This is a genomic window from Micromonospora sp. NPDC053740, from assembly GCF_040677775.1.
Lineage (GTDB): Bacteria > Actinomycetota > Actinomycetes > Mycobacteriales > Micromonosporaceae > Micromonospora > Micromonospora alfalfae.
The window spans coordinates 237,840-259,024 of sequence record NZ_JBFASO010000006.1 but is presented as its reverse complement, the minus strand read 5'-3'; the positions used below and the strand labels follow the sequence as shown (position 1 = coordinate 259,024).

The window sequence follows — 21,185 nt, the reverse complement described above, 5'->3', positions numbered from 1 at the left end:
GCCTACTCCTCGACGACGTCGGCCACCACTACCGTGACGTTGTCCGGCGCGCCGGCGTGCAGGGCCAGGTCGATCAGCTTGGCGGCGCAGGCGTCCCGGTCCGGATAGCCGCTGAGCACCTCGGTGAGGGTGTCCGGGCGAACCACGTTGGAGAGGCCGTCGCTGCACAGCAGCCACCGGTCGCCGGCCCGGGGCACCATCGTCGCGTACGACGGGGAGACCTCGTCACCCTGCAACGCCTGGGTCACAACGGCCCGGCGCGGGTGGCTGCTGGCCTGGTCCGGGGTGATCACGCCCTGATCCACCAGCATCTGGACGAACGTGTCGTCCCGGGTGACCTGCTTGAGCACTCCCTCGCGGAACAGGTAGGCCCGGGAGTCGCCGACGTGCGCGAGCGCCAGACAGCTGCCGGTACGGGCGAAGAGCAGGGCGGTCAGCGTGGTGCCCATGCCCTGGCGCTCGGGATCCTCGGCGACCGCCTGTCGGATCCTGGAGGTGGCCAGCGCGATGCCGCCTTCGAGCGCGGCCACCAGGGCGTCCTCGGGTGTCTCCACGTCCAGCGGGGCGAACGCGTCGATGGTGAGGGCGCTGGCCAGGTCGCCGGCGGCCATTCCGCCCATGCCGTCGGCGACGGCGACGAGCCAGGTGCCGGCGTGCAGGGCGTCCTGGTTTCCGCTGCGGATCAGCCCACGGTCGCTCGTTCCCACGGAACGCAGCTTCAGGGTCATGGGAGGCAGCCTGCCAGGCGAAGGGCGCAGTTGTCTCTAGGAGATCAGGACGACGGCGCGTGGCGCGGCCAATCTCACGTCCGGGTGGTGGCGCGTCGGAGGGCGCCGCCCGGGCTGAGCGCCCTCGTCGGATGCTGAAACCCATCCAACCAGATCAATTGACATGGCGTACCGGCACTGGAAACATCGAGCCGATACCTGGGAGCGCTCCCAGGTTCCTTCGCATCACAGTGCCACCACCAACGTCCCACTTTCCGTCCCGGAAGGACTCCCCGTGACGCCATCCCGACGCCGCCTCCTGTTGGCTGCGGCGACCACTCTGGCCCTCACCGGCGCGGGCGCCGGCGCGGCCCACGCCGACCCACCACCGGACGCCCCCGAGCAGATCGACAACGGCGACTTCAGCGCCGGGGTGAGCCCCTGGTTCTCCTTCGGCACCGGCGCGCTGGCGGTCACCGACGGCCAGCTCTGCACCACAGTCGCGGGCGGGCTGGCGAACCCGTGGGACGCCGGCATCGGCCAGGACGGCGTGCCGCTGATCGCCGGCGCCGAATACACCCTCGGCTTCGCTGTCTCCGCCACCCCCGGCGCCGCGGTCAAGGCCGTGTTGCAGCTCGGCAGCGCCCCGTACACCACGTACGCGGCAGTGGACGCCACCGCGACCGGCACCCTCCAGCGGGTCGAGCAGACCTTCACCGTCCCGGACGACAACCCCAACGCCCAACTGATCTTCCAGGTCGGCGGTGCCGCCCAGGCGCAGACCATCTGCCTGGACGACGTCTCGCTGCGCGGCGGCGAGCCGCCCGAGCCGTACGTGCCGGACACCGGGCCACGGGTGCGCGTCAACCAGGTCGGCTACCTTCCCGGCGGCCCGAAGAACGCCACTGTCGTCACCGAGGCCACCACGGCGCTGCCCTGGCAGCTGCGCAGCGCCGCCGGCGCCGTCGTGGCCAGTGGCACCACCACCGCTCGCGGTGTCGACGCCGCCTCCGGGCAGAACGTGCAGACAGTCGACTTCTCCAGCTACCGCACCCCCGGCACCGGGCTCACGCTCACCGTCGACGGCGAGACCAGCCACCCGTTCGACATCTCCGGCGCCCTCTACGACCAACTGCGCTCCGACTCGTTGCAGTTCTTCTACGCCCAGCGCAGCGGCATCGCCATCGACGGTGACCTGATCGGCGACGAGTACGCCCGCCCCGCCGGCCACCTCGGCGTCGCACCCAACCAGGGCGACACCAGCGTGCCCTGCCAGCCGGGTGTCTGCGACTACTCCCTGGACGTGCGCGGCGGCTGGTACGACGCCGGAGACCACGGCAAGTACGTGGTCAACGGCGGCATCGCCACCTACCAGCTGCTGAACACCTTCGAGCGGACCAAGACGGCGGCCACCGCCAACGGCGGCGCGGAACTCGCCGACAGCACGCTGCGGGTGCCCGAGCGCAACAACGGGGTGCCGGACATCCTGGACGAGGCCCGCTGGGAGCTGGAGTTCCTGCTGCGCATGCAGGTGCCCGCCGGCAAGCCGCTCGCCGGCATGGTCCACCACAAGATCCACGATCAGAACTGGACCGGGCTGCCGCTGTCCCCGCAGGACGACCCGCAGCCGCGCGAGCTGCACCCGCCGTCGACCGCGGCCACCCTCAACATGGCCGCCACCGCCGCCCAGTGCGCCCGGCTCTTCGCCCCCTACGACGCGGCGTTCGCGACCCGCTGCGGCACTGCCGCGAAGACCGCCTACGCCGCGGCCAAGGCCCACCCGGCGGTGTACGCCAGCCCGACCGACGGCACCGGCGGCGGCGCGTACGACGACAGCAACGTCACCGACGAGTTCTACTGGGCGGCCGCCGAGCTGTACCTGACCACCGGGGCGCAGAACTACCTGGCCGACCTGACCGCCTCGCCGCACCACACCGGCAACGTGTTCGACGCCCGGGGCTTCGGCTGGCAGAGCGTCGCCGCGCTGGGCCGCCTCGACCTGGCCACCGTGCCAAACGGGCTACCCGCCGCCGACCTGGCCCGGGTCCGCGCCTCGGTCACCGCCGCCGCCGACACGTACCTCGCCGAGCTGCGCCGGCAGGCGTACGGGCTGCCGATGCCCGGTGACGCCAACAGCTACTTCTGGGGCGGCAACAGCAACGTCATCAACAACGCCGTGGTGCTGGCCACCGCGTTCGACCTGACCCGCAACCCCGCCTACCGCGACGGGGCCGTGCAGGCAATGGACTACATCCTCGGTCGCAACGCCCTGAACATCTCCTACGTCACCGGGTGGGGAGAGCACGCCGCGCAGAATCAGCACAGCCGGATCTTCGGCCACCAGCTCGACCCGAACCTGCCCCGACCGCCCGCCGGCTCCCTCGCCGGTGGCCCGAACGCCGCCCTTCAGGACCCGTTCGTGGCGCAACTGCTCGCCGGCTGCGAACCGATGTTCTGCTACGTCGACGACATCAACTCGTACTCGACGAACGAGGTGGCGATCAACTGGAACTCGGCGCTGACCTGGATCGCCTCGTTCCTGGCCGACCAGGGTGACGCCGGCGCGGTGCCGGCCACCACCTGCACGGCTCGCTACACCAACTACGGCGCCTGGCAGGGCGGCACCGGGTTCACCGGGCAGCTGACCATCCAGAACACGGGCACCACCGCCGTCAACGGCTGGAGCGTGCGGTTCGCGTTCACCGGTGACCAGCGGGTGCGCGAGGCGTGGCTGGCGAAGGTCACCCAGTCCGGCGCGACGGTGACCGCGCGCAACGAGTCGCACAACGCCAAGATCACCCCCGGCGGCTCAGTGATGTTCGGCTTCAACGCGACCACAGGCGGCGGCGCGAACCCGGGCCCCGGCCTGGTCACCGTCAACGGCGCGGCCTGCTCGCTGACCTGAGACCCGTCCTGGTGGCCGCCAGGGGAAGGCGGCCACCAGGACGGCACGAGCACGCGGTCGGCGGGTCAACCGCCGGCCGCGTTGTGCTTCGCGACCAGGCTCGGGAGTTCGTCCAGCGAGTCGATCCGGAACAGGCACCGCTCGGCCACTGTGGAGGGATCGAGGATGTGCCCCCATGGACCGCGTCGGATCAGGCAGGTCTTCATGCCCGCCTCCAGGGCCGGGCGCACGTCGTTGTCGGGCCGGTCGCCGACGTACAGAATCGACGACGCGACACCACCGCAGACGGCGACGATCCGCTCGAAGAACGCCGGTGACGGCTTCGCCACACCCCACCCGTGCGACGTGCCGATCACGTCCACCGGAAGGTCGAGATCGCGCAGGGTCGCCTCGGCGTGAGCTGGCTGGTTGCCGGCCAGGCCCACGAACAGGCCCTGGTCCTTCAAGGACGCCAGGCACCCCCGGGCGTCCGGGTAGAGATCCTCCTCGGCGAACGACTCCGGCTGGCCGGCAGCCTCCCGACGCTCCAGCTCGACCGTGAGATCGAAGTCGGGCCGGAAGACCCGGAACGTCTCCTGATAGTCCAGACCCCGGGCGATCACCGCACCGAAGACCGCCGAGAAGGTGTGCCGGGGCACGCCGAGCCAGTCGGCCCAGGCGGCGAACTCGTGGGACTCGTCGAGAATTGTCCCACCAACATCAAAGATGACCGTGCCAATCATGCCCGTCCCCCGTTGACGCTCGCACTGTCGGTGGAGCATAGACGGGGGTACGCGCGGCCGGCGAGCTTGCATGATCAGTTGATGGTGGGTGACGGGAACTCCGGCGGCGGTGTTGTCGCTGCGCAGGACAGTTCGAGGGCGCGCGGACGAGGTGCCCGCGGCTGGCGCTGTCGAGCTGATGACGTGAACGAATCGCCGGCACGCGGCAAAACCGATGGATCGGACGCGCCGACTGAGCCATGGTGACGCCATGGATGGCGGCGATTTGGTTGGTGACGATCTGGCTGGCAGTGGGTCGGCAGGCGGTGGGTCGGCAGGCGGGGACCTGACCGGCGCGGAGCGTCGAGTGTGGGCGGCGATGCCAGCGGGGTCCCGCAGCGCATTGTCCGGGCTGTCCGGCGCAGACCTACGCAGTCTGCTGTTGAGCGTGGCCCGCGACCGGGCGGCGACCGCGCGACCGTCCGCTGTGGTACGACGGTGGCACGAGGACCGCTTCGTCCGCCCGGCCCGCGCCGATCCGCGTGTGCTCGCACAGGTGGAGGCCAGGATGTGGCAGCTACTGCCCGCCGACGTCGCCGGGGTGGAGCTGTCGCCGGTCGTACCGGTCGGCACCTGCTCGGCGGTCGCGCCGGTCAGCCAGAACAGGATCGTCACCACGATGCGCGCCAGCGAGGTGCTGAGCGATCCCACCAACGCCCTCGCCATCGAGGCGGCCGTACGTCGCCGCCGACAGAGCGAGGTGCACCTGGCCGCTGCCCATCGGGTGCTACGGGCGCAGGACTTCGGCGGCGAAGCGTCGGCGCACTTCCGGCTCTTCGCCGTGGTATCCAGCGCCCAGGACACCGGCTCGGGTGCCACGCAGGCCCGGCTGCTGGTTCGGCACCTCACCTACTGGCGGACGGTCCTCGCCGAACTGGCACCGGCCGCCGCGCCCCAACTGCACGTCACCCACTTCGACGACGAGACCGTCCGGGAGCGGCTCACCGACACCGTCCGACCGGCACTCGACGTGGGTGTGGTGCCACTCGTGGACGAACCGGAGCGCTCTCGCGGTCGCGGCTACTACACCGGCTGCGCCCTGCGGATCACGATGCTGGACGGCAGCCTGGAGATCGGCGACGGCGGCCTCACCGACTGGACCGCTCGGCTGAGCGGTGACGCGAAGGAACGCTGCCTCGTCTCCTGCCTCGCCACCGAACGTCTGGTCGACGGCATCAGCCGCTGAGCCCGGCTCAGTGAACCTGGAGACCCAGCCCAGCCGCAGGCCGTCGTGCGCACGACTCGCGAAGACCACCTCGTCCATCGTTCCGAGTGGCCACTCGTCGTCGTCGCTGGAAGCGACCGATCCTGGCCGGGGATCCGGAGGCGGGCTGTGACGGATGCCGCACCCGGCAGGGCGTCGGCGAGCATCCGTCGACCCTACGGTCGAGGTGTGGGCACCACGGCAGAGGTTGGCGGACGCTGGCGGTCGCTGTCGCCGCTTCCGCCGCCCGGTCGGCTGCGCACTCTGTCGCTGGCCACCCTCGCCAACACGGTCGGCACCGGGCTGTGGGTGACGGGCGCGGCGCTCTTCCTCACCCGCGTCGTGGGGCTGAACCCGACCGAGGTGGGGCTCGGGCTCACTCTCGCCGGCCTGGTCGGGCTCACTGCCAGCGTCCCGCTCGGCGGGCTCGCCGACCGACGTGACCCCCGGAGCCTCCGGGCCGTCCTGCAACTGGCACAGGCCGCCGTCGCCGCCGCGTACCTGCTGGTCGACTCTTTCCCGGTCTTTCTGCTGGTGGCCACACTGGACGCTCTGCTGATCTCCGGCAACCTTGCCGTCCGCGCCGCGCTGGTCGCCGCGGTGGGCGGCCCGCAGGGCCGGGTGCACGCCTTCGCCACCCTGCGCGCGGTGGCCAACCTGGGCGTGGCGCTCGGTGCGGGGCTGGCCGCGTTCGCGCTGCTGGCGGACACGGGGTGGGCGTACCGACTGCTGGTGCTCGGCAACGTCGCCACCTATCTGGTCTCGGCGGCGCTGATCATGCGACTCCCGGCGTACCCGCCGGCCCGGCGACCAGTGCGGCAGAGAGCCGGCCGGGCGCTACGCGACGGGCCGTTCCTCGCGGTCGCCGGAGCCTCGGCGGTGCTCTCCGTGCACCACGTGGCGTTGACGCTGGTGCTGCCGCTGTGGGTGGTGGCGCACACCGATGCGCCTCTGGTGACGGTCTCCGCCCTCCTGCTGGTCAACACGCTGCTCACGGTGCTGCTCGCCGTACGGCTCAGCGGGAGCGCCCGGCACGCGGTGCCGGCGGCGGCGACGATGCGCCGGGCCGGGCTGATGCTCGCGGCCGGGATGCTGCTCTGGGCCGCGACCGCCGTCGTGCCCACCACTGTGGCGGTCGGCCTGCTGCTGGGCGCGACGGTGATCTACACCGTGGGCGACCTGTGGCACGCCGGGGCCGGAGCGGCGCTGGCCTACGACCTCGCCACCCCGGACGCCCTCGGCGCCTACCAGGGGGTCGACGGACTGCTCGCCGGACTGGTCCGTGCGGCCGGGCCGGCCCTGCTGACCTGGTTGATCATCGACGGCGGCCCGGTCGGCTGGCTGGTGCTGGCCGGGTTGCTCGCGCTCACCGGCCTCGCCGTGCCGCCACTCACCCGACGCGCCCTGGCCCACCGCGTCAACCGGTCACCGCACCAGGGCTGACCGTCAGCCGATCTCCTCGTCGACGAAGCACCAGCGCCAGGCCTCTCCCGGCTGCGCCGAGCGGATCACCGGGTGGCCGGTGGACGCGAAGTGCTTGCTCGCGTGCTGGTTCGGCGACGAGTCGCAGCAGCCGACCTGCCCGCAGCTCAGGCAGGTGCGCAGGTGCACCCAGTAGGTGTCGCCGATGGCGACGCAGTCCGCGCACTCGTCGGGGGTACGCGGCTCGGCGGCACCGGCCTCGGTCAGGTGCTGACAGCTCACTTCTCAACCTCTCGCAGCAACGACTCTTCCAGGTCCAGGTCACGGTAGGCCCGCACCAGCACTTCCTCAGGGATCCGACCGGAGTCTCGGGCCGCCCGGAACACGTCCCGCTCGGCGTCGATCATCTCCTGCCGCAGCCGACCGTACGCCTGCGACGGGGTCTCCCGCTCGTCGCCGCCGAGTCGTTCCCACGCCATGTTGGTGCGGTCCTCCACCGCTCGGCGTAGCCGGTCCACCACCGCGTCGGGCGCGCTGGCGGCCAACTCGTCGAGGCGGTCCTGGGCGGCCTTGCTGGCCTGCTGCTGCACGGCGGCCGCGGAGAGCGCGTCCTGCACCGGGTCGTCCTGTGGCAGCTTCAACCGGCGGGCGACCAGCGGCAGGGTGGCGCCCTGACCGACAAGGGTGAAAACGATCACGGCGAAGGCCAGCCAGATCAACAACGCCCTGGGGTACGGCTCGTCGTCGGCCAGGGTCAGCGGCAGGGCCAGCGCGGCGGCCAGGGTGACCACGCCCCGCATGCCGGCCCACCCGATGATGATCGGGAACTTCGGTGACGGCCGCTCGTCACGGCGGCGCACCCTGGGGACCAACCGGGCCAGGTAGGTGGCCGGGAAGAGCCAGACGAACCGGGTCAGGAAGACGGTGGCGAGCACCGCGAAGGTGATCAGGATGAGCGATCCGATCGGCTCGTCGAGATCGCGCAACACCTCCCGTAGTTGCAACCCGACCAGGAGGAAGACCAGACCCTCCAGCAGGAATCGGACCAGCCGCCAGAATGCGCCGATCTGCAACCGGGACGCCGCCGACAGCAGTTGGGGCAGCTTGTGCCCGAGTACCAGGCCGGTGACGACCACGGCGACGACACCGGAGGCGTGCAGGTGTTCGGCGGTGAACACCACAGCGAACGGGATGATCAGCGACAGCGCGTTGTCCAGCAGCGGGTCGGTGATCCGCCGATGCAGGAAACCGAACACCAGCGCCCCGAGCGCCCCGATCAGGATGCCGCCGCCGGTGGACCGCAGCACCTCGATGGCGATCTTGTCGGCGCCGACGGCCGAGCCGACGGTGGCCATCGTCGCGACCCGCAGCAGCACCAGCGCGGTCGCGTCGTTGACCAGGCTCTCGCCCTCAAGGATGGTGACGACCCGGCGGGGCAGTCCGACCCGACGGGCGACGGCAGTGGCGGCCACGGCGTCCGGTGGGGCCACCACCGCGCCCAGGGCAAGGCAGATCGCGAACGGCAGTTGCGGCAACAGCAGGTGCAGCACCAACCCGACCACGAAGGCGGTGAACAACACCAGGCCGACCGCGAGCAGCAGGATCGGCCGGATGTTGTTCTTGAACGCCGGCACCGAGGTCTCCAACGCCGCCACGTAGAGCAGCGGCGGCAGGATGCCGACCAGCACCAACTCCGGGTCGAGTTCCACCTGTGGGAAGCCTGGCACGAACGAGAGCGCCAGGCCGAGGACGACCAGCACGATCGGCGCGAGCAGGCCGAGCCGGCGCGCCAACGCGGCACCCAGTGTGGCGATCGCCAGGAAGACGACTACCGGAAACAGGCTTTCCATGGGGTACGAGCCTAGGGGTACGCCCGTTCGGCCTCGATCAGCCGCCTGGGCGCAGCTTCGGCAGCACCTCCGCGCCGAACGCGTCGATGAAGCCGCGCTGCTCCTGCCCGACGTGGTGCAGGGCGATCTGGTCGAAGCCGAGCTCCAGGTACTCCTCGAGCCAACCGACGTGCCGACCCAGGTCCGCCGACACGTTCACCACCTCGGCGACCCGCTGTGCCGGCACGTCGGCGGAGACCACGTCGAAGTGTTCGACGGTCTCCAGGTCCCAGCAGACCGGCGGGGCGAAGACGTTGCTGCGCCACTGGTCGTACGCGAGCGCCTCGGCCTGAGCCTGCTCCGGCGCCCAGGAGACGTGCACCTGGAGGTGCAGCGGCCCACGTCCGCCCGCGTCCCGGTACGCGTCGATCATTTCGCGCAGGTGCGCCACCGGGGCGTTCACGGTGATCAGCCCGTCCGCCCACTCGCCGCACCAGCGGGCGGTGGCCACGCTGACGGCGGCGCCGACCAGCGCGGGCGGCTGCTCGGGGCGGGTCCACAGTCGGGCCCGATCCACCCGGACCAGGCCGTCGTGGCTGACCTCCTCGCCGGCCAGCAGGGCCCGGATCACGTCCACGCACTCGCGCAGCCGGGCGGCGCGCACGTCCTTGCGCGGCCAGGGGTCGCCGGTGATGTGCTCGTTGCTGGCTTCGCCGGTGCCCAGGGCCGCCCAGAACCGGCCCGGGTACATCGCTCCGAGGGTGCCGATCGCCTGCGCGATGATCGCCGGGTGGTACCGCTGACCGGGCGCGTTGACCACGCCGAACGGCATGCCGGTGGCCTGCAACGCCGAGCCCAGCCAGGACCAGGCGAAGCCGGACTCTCCCTGCCGGGCGCTCCACGGGGAGAAGTGGTCGGAGCACATGGCGGCGTCGAAGCCGGCCCGCTCGGCGTGGATCACCGCCTCCAACAGGGCGCGTGGACCGATCTGCTCATGCGAGGCGTGGAACCCGAACGACGTCATGGGCACACTTCCTACCCACGACGGCACCGGCTGACGCGTGCCGCGCCCCGAACTACTCGGCGTGCGCGCCGGCGCCGGCCGAGGCGGCGCCCTCGCCCACCCAGACCGTCTTGGTGTTGCAGAACTCCCGCATGCCCAGCGCCGACAGCTCCCGCCCGTACCCGGAGTTCTTCACACCGCCGAAGGGCAACTCGGGGTACGAGGTGGTCATCCCGTTGATGAACACGTTGCCGGCGTCCAGGTCGGTGGCGAAGCGCTCCTGCTCGGCCGGGTCCCGGGTCCAGGCGTTCGAGCCGAGTCCGAAGCTGGTGCCGTTGGCGACCTCGATCGCCTCCTCGTACGACGAGACCCGGAACAGGCCGGCGACCGGGCCGAAGACCTCCTCGGACCACATCCGCATCTGCGGGGTGAGGTCGGTGACAACTGTCGGCGGGTAGAACCAGCCGTCGCCGCTCGGCGGCTCGCCGCCGCACAGCACTGTCGCGCCGTTGTCGACAGCGTCGCGGACCTGGGCGTGCACCTCGTCGCGGCCACGCTCGCTGGCCAGCGGCCCGACGTCGGTGTTCGGGTCCATCGGGTCGCCGACGCGCAGCGCGGCCATGTTGGCGGCGAACTTCTCGGCGAAGGCGTCGAACACGTCGGTGTGCACGATGAACCGTTTCGCGGCGATGCAGGACTGGCCGTTGTTCTGGCAGCGGGCGGTGGTGGCGACCTCGGCGGCCCGGTCCACGTCGGCCGAGGGCATCACCACGAAGGGGTCGCTGCCGCCGAGTTCGAGGACGGTCTTCTTCAGCTCCCGTCCGGCGATCTGCGCGATGGACCGGCCGGCGGGCTCGCTGCCGGTGAGCGTCGCGGCGCGAACCCGGGGGTCGCTGAGGATGTGGTCGACGGCCTCCGAGTCGACAAGCACTGTGGTGAAGGCCCCCTCGGGGAAGCCTGCTCGCCGGAACACGTCCTCCAGCAGCAGCGCGGTCTGCGGCACGTTCGAGGCGTGCTTGAGCAGGCCGGTGTTGCCGGCCATCAGCGCCGGGGCGGCGAAGCGCATCACCTGCCAGAGCGGGAAGTTCCACGGCATCACCGCGAGCACCACGCCGATCGGCTGGTAGCGGATGAACGCCCGGGTGGCCTTCACGGCGTCGGCGTCGGCGGGCTCGTCGGCGAGGAACGCGGGGGCCTTGTCGGCGTAGAAGCGGGCAGCGCTGGCGCACTTGGTCACCTCGGCCTGCGCCGCGACGTACGTCTTGCCCATCTCCGTGGTCATGATCCGGGCGATCTCGTCGCGCTCGGCGTCCAGCAGGTCGGCTGCGGCGTTCATCCACTGGGCGCGCTGGTCGATCGTCGTCGCCCGCAGCTGGTGGAACGCGAGGTCGCTGCGCTCGATGGCGTCGTCGAGTTGCTCGGTGGACATCGCCTCATAGGTCTTGAGCACCTGTCCGGTGGCGGGGTTGGTGGTGGCGATGTGGGGCATTCCGTCCTCCTGTCACTCGAACAACGAGTGTCGTACGCCCGGCTCCTCGCGGCGGCGGGCGGCGCGGCGGCGCTGGATCACGACCAGGTCGACCACGGCGACCACCGCGAAGATCGCGCAGAGTACGCCGAGCCAGGCGATGCCGGCCCAGAACGCCAGCACCGCGAAGATCACCATGATCACCAGCCCGAAACTGGCGAGGGTGAGCCGAAGGTTCAACGCGCTGTTCGCGTGGCCGACCGTGCCACGGGCGCGCCGGGGCTGCGATCTCGTCATACCCACCGACCTACCCCCGATCGGCCGGATTAACCGGTACCGCGCGCCTGCAACCCCGCACCCGGCGGTGTGCTCCGGCACATCCGTTCGCGCTGCGGCCTCGTCGATCGCAGGATGGGCGCATGTCAATGACCCTCGCCGTGCCGGTGACCGTCTCCATCGCCCGCCGCGTCGATCCCGACCGGGCCAGCGAGATGGTGGCCTGGATGCGGGCCGGCACCGCGCTGGCCGAGGCGTTCCCCGGGTTCCTCGGCGCCGGCTGGGTGCAGAGCGGCCCCGGGTCGCCGGAGTGGCACATGCTCTACCGCTTCGCCGACGCCGAGACGCTGCACCGGTGGGAGGAGTCGCCGCAGCGGCTCTGGTGGCTCAGCTCGGCGCAGGGCATCGTCGAGCACACCCGGGTCGAGCGGCGTACCGGGATCGAGGGCTGGTTCGACAGGCCGCTGGAGCATGCGGTGGACCCGGTGGAGCCGGCCCTGCCAGCGTCGCCGCCCCGCTGGAAGCAGGCGGTGACCATCTGGCTGGCGTTCTTCCCCCTGAGTCTGACCGCCACCCTGTTGACGAGCCGCTTCCTCGACGCGGTGCCGCTGGCGGCCCGGGTGCTGCTGATGACGCTCTGCCTGACCCCGCTGATGACCTACCTGGTGCTGCCCCGGATCACCCGGGCGTTGCACTGGTGGCTGCACGGTCAGCGGGCACCGTGGCGGGACGCATAGCACCCCGACGGCTCGCGCGTCGGCACTCTGCCGCATACCCGACAGCAACTTCCCGGCCAACCGCATCCTGCGCATAGAGTTACCGCGCTGTCGCTCTGTGCTGCGGGAACGGGAGACGTCATGCCTCGACGCTGGGTCGCCGCCCTGGCCTGTCTCGCGGCGCTTGTCGCACTGGCCTGCGAGGGCGGCAACTCCGCGGAACCCCGCCCCACCACGAGCGCCAGGCCGTCGGGCGGGCCCGGCGGCATCGCCGCCCTCGGCGACTCGATCAGCACCGGCTTCGCCTCCTGCCTGGTGCTCACCTCCTGCGAACGCAACTCCTGGTCGACCGGGGACGGGCTGCGGGTGCAGAGCCACTACCGGCGGCTGCTCGAACAGAACCCGGCGATCCGCGACCGGACGTACAACCACGCCCGTCCCGGCGCCCGCGCGGACGCCCTCGTTGGTCAGGCCCAGGCTGCGGTACGCGACCGCGCCGACTACGTCACAGTGCTGATCGGCGCCAACGACGTCTGTCGGGGCGGGGTGGACGCGATGACCCCGGTGGCGCAGTTCCGGGCCAACGTCGACAGCGGGCTGCGGGTCCTACGGACCGGCCGGCCGAAGGCCCGGGTGCTGGTGGTGAGCATCCCCGACCTGTACCGGCTCTGGGAGGTCGGGCACGACGACGCCCGGGCGACCCGCGCGTGGCGGCGGGGCATCTGCCCGGCCCTGCTGGCCGAGGCGACCTCGACCGCTCCGGCCGACCGGGCGCGAAGGGCCGCCGTCCGGGACCGGATCGACGCGTACAACGCCGAGCTGAAGGCGGCCTGCCGGGCGTACGGATCCCGGTGCCGGCACGACGGCGGCGCGTTGCACAAGGTCCGGTTCACCCTGGACCTGCTCAACCCGCTGGACTGGTTCCACCCCAACGCCACCGGCCAGGGCCGCATCGCCGAGGTGACCTGGCGCTCCTCCGGCCTGGCCAGCTGACGACCCCGGACGGGTCCGTCAGGGTTGGCGCGGCTCGGGGACGGCGTTGCCGCGGGTGCCGTAGAGGGCCCGGGACCGCTGGGCGAGGTCCTTTGTGGCCGACGAGTTGGCCCAGGTGCCGAGCACGATGGCCGCACCGGGGACGATCTTGGCGACCATCCGTTTCGCGGCCCGGACGCCGGCCATCTGGGCCAGCCGGATGCCGAGTTGCAGCATGACCCGACCGAGCGGACGCTGGCCGCCCAGGCCGAAGAGCGCGTCGGCGCGTTCCCGGCCGGCGGCCACGCCGAGCGCCAGCCGGGCGCTCTCGGCGACCTTGTGCACCCGCTGGAGCACCAGCAGGTCGGTGGCGCGGTCACTGTGCAGGGCGTCGACGTCGTACGCGGCGGCGATGTGCAGCACCATCCGCGCCTGGGTCCAGGCCAGCACGCCCACGTCGATCACGGCGCCGGGCAGCCCGGCCGCGCCAGAGACCGCGCCGGACAGTCGGGCCAGGTTGACGAACTTGCGGGCCGCCTGGTCGGCCAGGACGTCGGCGGAAACCCCGGGCTGCTCGGCCCGGGCACGGGCGGCCCACTGCACGGCTTCCGGCCCGAGGCGGCGCACCGCCTCCAGGGCAAGGTGCTCCGGCGCGTACTGCGGGTCGTCACGCATCCGGTCCCAGAGCCGGGCCGGCGGACCCTCGGGGGCGTCCACCGGCCCGGCCGGCAGGTCGACGGACGGCTGCGGAGTAGGGGCGGCGGATTGACCGCCGACGGGCGGAGTGTCGGTCACCAGGTCTCCCCAGGGGTGGAAACGGTGGACAGGGCGGCCGATGGAGCGGTCAGCGGCGGCGGTTGGACAGTCGAGCCGCCAACCCCTTCAGCTTCTGCTGGTTGCCCGGCTTGGCCATCTCTCGACGACCCCGCTCGACCAACTGCTGCCCCTTCGGCGATCTCAGGAACGTGGTGATCCGCTGCATCAGTGACATGGCGTCCTCCTGTCGATGGTCCCGTAGTCATGTGTACCTCGAACCCGCAACACATGTACCCGGGATGCGACAGCCCCAACCCTGACCGTCCATAGTGGGCGGTAGGTTACCGCCCCGCCGGCACGATGGCGTCAACGACCCGGGCGGCCCGCCACTCGTGCTGCTGGTAGTGCTCGGGGTACGCGGAGACCTGTACCGCCTGGGCGGCGTCGGTGAGCCGCATCCGCTGCCAGCCGGGCACCTGCTCCAGCGCGCTGAGGAACTGCCGGGTGGCGAACTCGGGGTCCATCAGCCGCCCCACCGGGCCCCAACCGCTGCTGGAACGCTGCTGGAACAACCCGACCGAGTCGTGGTCCCAGCCGACGCCCTGGTGCGGATAGTCCTGCGACTCGGGCAGCACGCCGCTGGCCACGTTGTAGAGATTGCTCTCCTGCATGGCGGTGGCCACCGCGATCACCAGACCCCGGCGCGGCACACCCATCTTGCGGCCGGTACGGACGATCGCCTCGGCGTTCTCCATCTGGTCCTCGTCCAGCCCGGCGACGGGGGCCGGGTCGGTCGGGCGAGCCGGAGCGGCCTTGCGGGCCGACGCGGTGGTGTCCGGGTCGGCAGGGCTCGCCGTGGCGGACGGGGCGGCGGAGAGGCTCGGGGCAGCCGTGCGGTCGAGGGAACGGGAGGCACGTTGCTGCTCGGCGCGCTGCGCCAACTCGGAGCTGGAAAGCGATCCACGGGTCGCCGCGTCGGCGTCGTCGTTCCGAACCTGGACGACGGCGGTCAGACCGAGGCAGCACACCACACCGGTGGCCAGCGCCAGCTGTGCCCGGCGTCGACCGCTCAGGTCCCGGGCGTACGCCCGGAGCCGGCTCGCGGCGGTTGTCCGTTCGGTTGAGGTGCCATCCTCCGTATCGGCAGTGGGCCTGCTCGGGGCGTACGGGTCGTCGAGGGTGCCGTCGTCACGCATCAACCGAGGCTAGGCAGGTGGAAACCCTGATCACGCACGGTGATCACGTGGCACTCGACACAGATCGGAGCCGTACTGGTGGACGAGCGGGGCGCGGTGACCCGCCCGGGGAACGGACCTCGCGTACCGGATGAAGCTGGCGCCGCACGCGGACCGGCACAAGCCCGGACAGCACCCACCATTCCACCGCCGAGCCTGACATGATCGACAAACTCGGCCTTTGGGCCGAACCGCCCCTCGGCCGTTCGGCCAGCAGGCTCGACCTGGAGGCGTAAACAGCCGATTAGTCCGGTCACGCCCACCACCCGGCCAACGGATCGCCCGACGCAGGAATGCGCCAGGATGGCGGGTACGTTGCCCGAACGGGTGCCCTCCGTCGCGACGGCGCCCCGCAGGCACATTTCAGGGAGGTCCGCACCGGTGCTCGACCCACACGAGCTCTACCAGCTCACCGACGATCTGCCCGACCTCGGGCAGCCGGTCCTGATCCAGGCCCTCACCGGGTTCGTGGACGCCGGGAACGCCAGCCGACTGGCGCGTGAGCAGCTACTCACCTCGCTGGAGGGTCGGCCGATCGCCACGTTCGACGTCGACCAGCTCTTCGACTACCGATCGCGACGACCGGTGATGACCTTCGTCGAGGACCACTGGGAGAGCGTCGACGCGCCCAAGCTGGAGCTGCACCTGCTACAGGACGACGACGAGACCCCGTTCCTGCTGCTCACCGGCCCCGAACCGGACCTGCAGTGGGAACGTTTCGTGGCCGCCGTGGCCGGGCTCGCCGCCCGGCTGGACGTCCGACTCACAGTGGGGCTCAACTCGATCCCGATGGCCGTCCCGCACACCCGGCCGACCGGGGTGACAGCGCACGCCACCCGCCCCGAGCTGATCGCCGGCTACGAGCCCTGGTTGCAGCGCGTCCAGGTGCCCGGCAGCGTCGGTCACCTGCTGGAGTTCCGCCTCGGCGAGCAGGGCCGCGACGCGCTGGGCTTCGCCGCCCACGTGCCGCACTACGTGGCGCAGACCGAATACCCGGCGGCCGCCGAGGTGCTGCTCACCTCGGTGTCGCGCAGCACGGGCCTGCTGCTGCCCGGCGACGGGCTGCGCTCGGCCGCCGAGGTGGTCCGGGTGGAGATCGACCGGCAGGTCGCGCAGACCGAGGACGCCGCGGCCCTGGTCCAGGCCCTGGAGGAGCAGTACGACGCGTTCGCCCGAGGTCGGGGCGAGAAGAGCCTGCTCGCCCCGGATGCCGGCCCGCTGCCCACCGCCGACGAACTCGGCGCCGAACTGGAACGGTTCCTGGCCGAACAGACCCGTCCCGGCGACACCCCGGGCAGCTGACAGGGCGTCGCGGCGGCGGATACGGCAGGCTGGGGGCATGCGCCTGGCGACCTGGAACGTCAACTCGGTGAAGGCCCGCCTACCCCGGCTGCTGGAGTGGCTGGCCGACACCGAGCCGGACGTCGTCTGCCTGCAGGAGACGAAATGCCCTGACGGCGCCTTCCCGGTGACCGAGGTCGGCGCGCTGGGCTACACCGTGGCCAGCCACAGCGACGGCCGGTGGAACGGGGTGGCCATCCTGTCCCGGGTCGGGCTGGGCGACGTCCGGGTCGGGTTCGCCGGCGAACCCGGCTTCCCCGAGCCCGAGGCGCGGGCCATCTCCGCCACCTGCGACGGGGTGCGGGTCTGGTCGGTGTACGTGCCCAACGGCCGGACGCCGGACGACCCGCACTACGCGTACAAGTTGGCCTGGTTCGCGGCCCTGCGCGACGCGCTGGACACCGAACTGGCCAGCGAGTTGCCGCTGGCGGTCTGCGGCGACTTCAACGTCGCCCCGACCGACGCCGACGTCTGGGACCCGGCGGTCTTCACCCACTCCACGCACGTCACCCCGGCCGAGCGGGCTGCCCTCGCGGCGCTGCGCGACCTGGGCCTCAGCGACGTCGTGCCGACCCCGATGAAGGGCCCGCACCCCTTCACCTACTGGGACTACCGGGCCGGCATGTTCCACCAGAACAAGGGCATGAGAATCGACCTGGTGTACGCGTCCGCGCCGTTCGCCCGCGCGGTCCGCGCCGCGTACGTGGACCGGGAGGCCCGCAAGGGCAAGGGCCCCTCCGACCACGCGCCGATCGTTGTCGACGTGGACCTGGTCCCGGCGGTCGAGGCGTTCTGAGTGGCTAGGGTGGGCAGATGGCAGTCGTGAAGATCAACGCAATCGACGTCCCGCCCGGTGGCGGCGCGGAGTTGGAGAAGCGGTTCGCCGCGCGGGCCGGCGCTGTGGAGAACTCCCCTGGTTTCCTCGGCTTCGAACTCCTCCGCCCGGTGGCCGGCGAGACCCGCTACTTCGTCTACACCAAGTGGGAGAGCGAAGAAGCATTCCAGGCGTGGGCCGCCGGCCCGTCACGCGCCGCCCACGCCGCCACCCCCGGCGACAAGCCCCGCCCACCGGTCTCCACCGGCGCCAGCCTCCTGGAGTTCGAGGTGGCGCTGCACGTCCCCCAGCCCTAGGAGCGCCGCCTCAGGGCGCCGACGCGGCTTGATCCACTCCGTTTCGCTGAAACCGGGGTGTCCGCGTCAGTGGGACACCCCGACATCAAGGATCCCGTGTCGATCAACCCCGGGAGCAACGCAACCCGCCTCACGGAATGAGGAGGGCCTTGCCCGGAATCGAGCGCGCCTCCATCGCGCGGTGAGCGTCAGCCGCGGAGGACAGTGGGTACTCGCGTGCGATCACCGGGCGTATCCGCCCCTCCACCGCCTCGGTCAGGGCCCTGCTCGCGAGCCGCACCATCTCCGGCGCCTCGAACTGGACATCCACGATGCCGTGCAGGTCGATGCCGCGCGCCCGCGAACTCGACAGGTCCATCGTGGCGAACTCGCCACTCGCCGCCCCATGGGCCGACACCCGCCCGCCGTCGGCCACCAGGTGAAAGGCGTCGCTGCCGAGTTTTCCCCCGACACCGTCCAGCAGCACATCGACAGACAGACCGCCGAGGGCTTCGCGTACCGCGTCGGTCCATCCGTCACCCGCGTAGTCGACGACAGCGTCGGCGCCGAGCCGTCGTACCAGTGTGAGCTTGTCCGCGCCACGGGCCGCTCCCACGACCTGCGCACCGAGACGGTGTGCGAGCTGAACAAGCAGCGTTCCCATGCCGCCCGCGGCCCCCAGGATCAGGACCCGGTCGCCCGGCTTGACGCCGACACCGTCGATGATGCCCATGGCGGTCACGCCGTCGTGTGCGAGAGCAGCCGCTTCCCGCAGGCTCAGTCCGTCGGGGACCGGCACCAGCCGGTCGACGCTGGCCCGAACCAGTTCAGCGTATGAACCCCGCGTCCCGGCACCCGCAACGACCTGGCGGCCAAGCCAGGACCCAGAGACGCCTGGACCGGTGGAGACCACCGTTCCCGCCGCTGCGCCGCCCGGTACGTACGGCGGGGTGACACCGAACATCCCACCCCAGCCACCGCGGATCTGAGTCTCAAGGTAGATCGTGTCCACGGCCTCGGCCCGAACAATGACCTCCCCCTCCCTCGCGTGCGGATCGGGCAGGTCCACCAGGATCAGAACCTCTGGCCCTCCATACTCAGAAACCTGGATCGCCCGCACGTATGTCTCCGATCAGCCGCGGTCCAGTGCTTCGGACCCGCTTCCATACCTCGTGTCCGCGACGCTAGGACCTGAATGCTGGTTGAAGTCAAGCGGAAGTCGGGAGATCGATGGCGAAGTTCGCCGGTACGTCGGAACCACGCCGCCACACCCACAGATGTGCCCAAGCCAGCACCGCAGCCGAATCGCGCCGGACCGGCTGTCGCCGTTGATAGCGTCGAGGCAGACCGAGCGGTAGTCGGCCTCCAGTCGCCCTGCCAGCCATTCCACGCCGTTCGTTCAGGGCGCATCCCAAGGCACGGGGGACCCTGGTCATGTTCGACGGCTTCGAAGAGTTCGACATCGAGACGCCCGGCGCGACGATCCACGGACGCCGCGGCGGAAGCGGGCCGCCCGTTCTGCTGCTGCACGGCATCCCCGAGACGCACCTCATGTGGCACCAGGTCGCGCCACGGCTCGCCGAGCACTACACAGTCGTCGCCACCGACCTGCGGGGCTGGGGTGACAGCGGCAAGCCGCCGAGCACTCCGGATCACGAGCCGTACAGCATGCGCGCCATCGCCCGCGACCAGATCGCGGTGATGCGGAGCCTGGGCCACGAGCAGTTCCGACTCGTCGGCCACGATCGGGGGGCGCGCTGCGCGTACCGGCTCGCGCTTGACGAACCGGACGCCGTCACCCGACTGGCCGTGATGGACGTGGTCCCCATCGGCGACGTGTACAACCGCGCCGACCGGACGTTCAGCCTCTCCTACTGGGTCTGGTCCTTCCTGGCGGCACCGGCGCCGGTGCCCGAGCAGTTCATCGACGCGGCACCCACGGTGCTCGTCGACTTCATGCTCGACACCTGGCCCGAGGTGAAGGACGCCTTCCCCGCCGAGGTCCGGGCGGCGTACGTCAAGCAGTTCAGCGACCCTGCCACTGTGCACGCGATCTGCGAGGAGTTCCGCGCCGCAGCGACGCTGGACTACCAGCAGGACGAGGCGGATCGCGGAAACCGGAAGATCGCCTGCCCGGTGCTGTTTCTCTGGAGCCAACGCGGCCAGGTAGCGAAGCTCTACGACGACCCGCTGGCGATCTGGCGGGAGTGGGCCGACGACGTACGCGGCGAGCCGGTCCCGGTCGGGCACTTCATTCCGGAGGAAGCCCCCGACGAGACCACCAGCCAACTCCTGGCGTTCCTGAACTGACGCCGACGCTGCCCCCGGCGCCCCCGCCGACGCTGCCCCCGGCGCCCGCCGCCGACGCTGCCCCGGCGCTCCCGCCGACTTGATCCACTCGGGTTCACTGAAACCGGGGTGTCCCGGCCGGCCCGATACCGCGACGTCAATGATCCCGAGTCGATCAACGGCAGCGGCCGAGGGTCGGCCGACCGGACAGGCCGACGGCCAGGCGAGCGGGACGGCCCCGCCGGGCAGGCCGGGGTCGGCCTCAGGACTTGCGGGAGGACTGGAGGGTGGCGAAGGCGATGACGTTGTCGGCGTAGCCGGTACGGCCCCCGATGAACTGCCCGCCGCAGGTGATCAACCGCAGCCCCGGTGGCCCGTCGTGGCCGTAGATCCGCTCGGCGGGCAACTGGTCCTTCGGGAAGTGCTCCACGGTGTCGACCCGGAACACCACCACCGACTCGTCCGCCCGGGCCACCTCGATCAGGTCGCCGGGGTGCAGCTTGCCCAGGTCGTAGAAGACCGACGGACCGGTCTTCGTGTCCACGTGCCCGACGATCACCGCAGGGCCAGGCTCACCGGGCGTGGGGCCCTGGTCGTACCAGCCGGTCTCGTTGTGCCGTTCCAACGGCGGCACGGCGATCGAGCCGTCCCGCGCCTGCCCGACGGGCGCCACCGGCGCGGTCACCTTGATCGCCGGCACCGAGAGGCGCACCGGCCGACTGGCCGACAAGCCGACCGACTCGGTGCGGGCCGGCCGGTCGCCGCCGGTCGGGGCCAGGTCGAACGGGCCCACCGAACGGCCCAGCCCGGCCCCGGTGGCGAAGACCCCGGCCAACACCAACACCACAGCCAACGGTACGGACCAGGGGCTGCGGCCGGAGGGACGACTACGCCGGGGGGCGACGGCGGTCGGCGGACGCGCGGCCACCGACGGGCGGTCGGGATCCAGCGAGCGGTCAGGATCCAGCGAGCGGTGGGGCCTTGGCGGGCGGTCGCCCGGCCAACCGTCGTCCAAGGGCAGCCGAACGTCATCGGGCGGCGAGGCGGGGCGGCCGGCGAACGGCTGACGGGCAGCGTCCGGCGGCGAGGCGGGACGGCCGGCGAACGGCTGACGGGCAGCGTCCGGCGGCGAGGCGGGACGACCAGGCGACGGCGGGCGTGAACCGGCCGGCGGCGGCGTGGGGCGGAAGA

At 71.6% G+C, this 21,185-nt stretch carries 21 protein-coding genes; 9 read left to right on the top strand and 12 right to left on the bottom strand.

The window, feature by feature from the left end; translation table 11 throughout:
* Positions 1-2: 2 nt before the first annotated feature.
* A complete protein-coding gene (locus tag AB0K35_RS18290) occupies positions 3-728 on the bottom strand; it encodes a protein phosphatase 2C domain-containing protein (protein WP_238669896.1) in 726 nt (241 codons plus the stop codon).
* A gap of 274 nt (positions 729-1,002) precedes the next feature.
* Here AB0K35_RS18290 and AB0K35_RS18285 point away from each other — a divergent pair, with 274 nt between their 5' ends.
* Positions 1,003-3,612, top strand: a complete 2,610-nt coding sequence (locus tag AB0K35_RS18285; protein WP_363886414.1) for a glycoside hydrolase family 9 protein — start codon at positions 1,003-1,005, stop codon at positions 3,610-3,612.
* Between the two features lie 65 nt (positions 3,613-3,677).
* Here AB0K35_RS18285 and AB0K35_RS18280 read toward each other — a convergent pair whose 3' ends face one another.
* Positions 3,678-4,334 carry an HAD family hydrolase gene (locus AB0K35_RS18280; protein WP_363886411.1) on the bottom strand — a complete coding sequence of 219 codons (657 nt, stop codon included), beginning with the start codon at positions 4,332-4,334 and terminating at the stop codon, positions 3,678-3,680.
* Between the two features lie 358 nt (positions 4,335-4,692).
* Here AB0K35_RS18280 and AB0K35_RS18275 point away from each other — a divergent pair, with 358 nt between their 5' ends.
* Positions 4,693-5,559, top strand: a complete 867-nt coding sequence (locus AB0K35_RS18275) for a hypothetical protein (RefSeq protein WP_363886409.1) — start codon at positions 4,693-4,695, stop codon at positions 5,557-5,559.
* Between the two features lie 207 nt (positions 5,560-5,766).
* Positions 5,767-7,020, top strand: a complete 1,254-nt coding sequence (locus AB0K35_RS18270; RefSeq protein ID WP_363886406.1) for an MFS transporter — start codon at positions 5,767-5,769, stop codon at positions 7,018-7,020.
* Positions 7,021-7,023: 3 nt separating this feature from the next.
* Here AB0K35_RS18270 and AB0K35_RS18265 read toward each other — a convergent pair whose 3' ends face one another.
* From AB0K35_RS18265 to AB0K35_RS18245, 5 genes are read right to left on the bottom strand one after another with little or no spacing between them, the layout of a single operon-like run.
* The gene (locus AB0K35_RS18265; RefSeq protein WP_091401591.1) at positions 7,024-7,281 is read right to left on the bottom strand and encodes a UBP-type zinc finger domain-containing protein; all 258 of its coding nucleotides are present in this window, start codon (positions 7,279-7,281) and stop codon (positions 7,024-7,026) included.
* The gene (locus AB0K35_RS18260) at positions 7,278-8,849 is read right to left on the bottom strand and encodes a Na+/H+ antiporter (protein WP_238669890.1); all 1,572 of its coding nucleotides are present in this window, start codon (positions 8,847-8,849) and stop codon (positions 7,278-7,280) included. The genes AB0K35_RS18265 and AB0K35_RS18260 overlap by 4 nt, the downstream gene beginning before the upstream one ends.
* A gap of 37 nt (positions 8,850-8,886) precedes the next feature.
* Positions 8,887-9,852: a TIGR03885 family FMN-dependent LLM class oxidoreductase gene (locus AB0K35_RS18255; protein ID WP_238669889.1), complete on the bottom strand. Its 966-nt coding sequence runs from the start codon at positions 9,850-9,852 to the stop codon at positions 8,887-8,889.
* A 52-nt stretch (positions 9,853-9,904) separates the two neighbouring features.
* Positions 9,905-11,320: an NADP-dependent succinic semialdehyde dehydrogenase gene (locus AB0K35_RS18250; RefSeq protein WP_238669888.1), complete on the bottom strand. Its 1,416-nt coding sequence runs from the start codon at positions 11,318-11,320 to the stop codon at positions 9,905-9,907.
* A gap of 12 nt (positions 11,321-11,332) precedes the next feature.
* Positions 11,333-11,596 carry a DUF6343 family protein gene (locus AB0K35_RS18245; RefSeq protein WP_130400182.1) on the bottom strand — a complete coding sequence of 88 codons (264 nt, stop codon included), beginning with the start codon at positions 11,594-11,596 and terminating at the stop codon, positions 11,333-11,335.
* 122 nt (positions 11,597-11,718) lie between these two features.
* Between AB0K35_RS18245 and AB0K35_RS18240 the strand changes: the two genes are divergently transcribed.
* Both AB0K35_RS18240 and AB0K35_RS18235 read left to right on the top strand, forming a co-directional pair.
* A complete protein-coding gene (locus AB0K35_RS18240; RefSeq protein ID WP_238669887.1) occupies positions 11,719-12,312 on the top strand; it encodes an antibiotic biosynthesis monooxygenase in 594 nt (197 codons plus the stop codon).
* A gap of 120 nt (positions 12,313-12,432) precedes the next feature.
* Complete coding sequence (locus AB0K35_RS18235; RefSeq protein WP_238669886.1) at positions 12,433-13,284, top strand: GDSL-type esterase/lipase family protein; 852 nt, start codon at positions 12,433-12,435, stop codon at positions 13,282-13,284.
* Positions 13,285-13,302: 18 nt separating this feature from the next.
* Here AB0K35_RS18235 and AB0K35_RS18230 read toward each other — a convergent pair whose 3' ends face one another.
* The 3 genes from AB0K35_RS18230 to AB0K35_RS18220 all read right to left on the bottom strand — a co-directional run bounded on the left by AB0K35_RS18230 (position 13,303) and on the right by AB0K35_RS18220 (position 15,215).
* Entirely contained in the window at positions 13,303-14,058 is a 756-nt protein-coding gene (locus tag AB0K35_RS18230) for an EcsC family protein (protein ID WP_363886403.1), read from the bottom strand.
* Positions 14,059-14,107: 49 nt separating this feature from the next.
* Positions 14,108-14,254 carry a hypothetical protein gene (locus AB0K35_RS18225; protein ID WP_167457721.1) on the bottom strand — a complete coding sequence of 49 codons (147 nt, stop codon included), beginning with the start codon at positions 14,252-14,254 and terminating at the stop codon, positions 14,108-14,110.
* Positions 14,255-14,360: 106 nt separating this feature from the next.
* On the bottom strand, positions 14,361-15,215 hold the full coding sequence (locus AB0K35_RS18220) for a peptidase M23 (protein ID WP_238669884.1): 855 nt from the start codon (positions 15,213-15,215) through the stop codon (positions 14,361-14,363).
* Between the two features lie 420 nt (positions 15,216-15,635).
* Between AB0K35_RS18220 and AB0K35_RS18215 the strand changes: the two genes are divergently transcribed.
* Genes AB0K35_RS18215 through AB0K35_RS18205 form a run of 3 tightly spaced genes read left to right on the top strand, consistent with a single transcriptional unit; the run spans position 15,636 to position 17,726 of the window.
* Positions 15,636-16,556, top strand: a complete 921-nt coding sequence (locus tag AB0K35_RS18215; RefSeq protein WP_091401570.1) for a PAC2 family protein — start codon at positions 15,636-15,638, stop codon at positions 16,554-16,556.
* Positions 16,557-16,593: 37 nt separating this feature from the next.
* Positions 16,594-17,391 (top strand): exodeoxyribonuclease III, encoded by a 798-nt coding sequence (locus AB0K35_RS18210; RefSeq protein WP_363886401.1) that lies wholly within the window; start codon positions 16,594-16,596, stop codon positions 17,389-17,391.
* 17 nt (positions 17,392-17,408) lie between these two features.
* Positions 17,409-17,726, top strand: coding sequence for an antibiotic biosynthesis monooxygenase (locus AB0K35_RS18205; RefSeq protein WP_238669882.1), 318 nt, complete (start codon positions 17,409-17,411; stop codon positions 17,724-17,726).
* Positions 17,727-17,856: 130 nt separating this feature from the next.
* Here the strand turns inward: AB0K35_RS18205 and AB0K35_RS18200 are convergent, their stop codons facing one another.
* Positions 17,857-18,774 carry a zinc-binding dehydrogenase gene (locus AB0K35_RS18200; RefSeq protein WP_363886399.1) on the bottom strand — a complete coding sequence of 306 codons (918 nt, stop codon included), beginning with the start codon at positions 18,772-18,774 and terminating at the stop codon, positions 17,857-17,859.
* 365 nt (positions 18,775-19,139) lie between these two features.
* On the opposite strand from AB0K35_RS18200, the gene AB0K35_RS18195 reads away from it, so the two are divergent.
* Positions 19,140-20,015, top strand: a complete 876-nt coding sequence (locus AB0K35_RS18195) for an alpha/beta hydrolase (RefSeq protein ID WP_363886397.1) — start codon at positions 19,140-19,142, stop codon at positions 20,013-20,015.
* Positions 20,016-20,256: 241 nt separating this feature from the next.
* On the opposite strand, the gene AB0K35_RS18190 is transcribed toward AB0K35_RS18195, so the two are convergent.
* A complete protein-coding gene (locus AB0K35_RS18190; RefSeq protein WP_363886394.1) occupies positions 20,257-20,922 on the bottom strand; it encodes a class F sortase in 666 nt (221 codons plus the stop codon).
* Positions 20,923-21,185 lie beyond the last annotated feature (263 nt).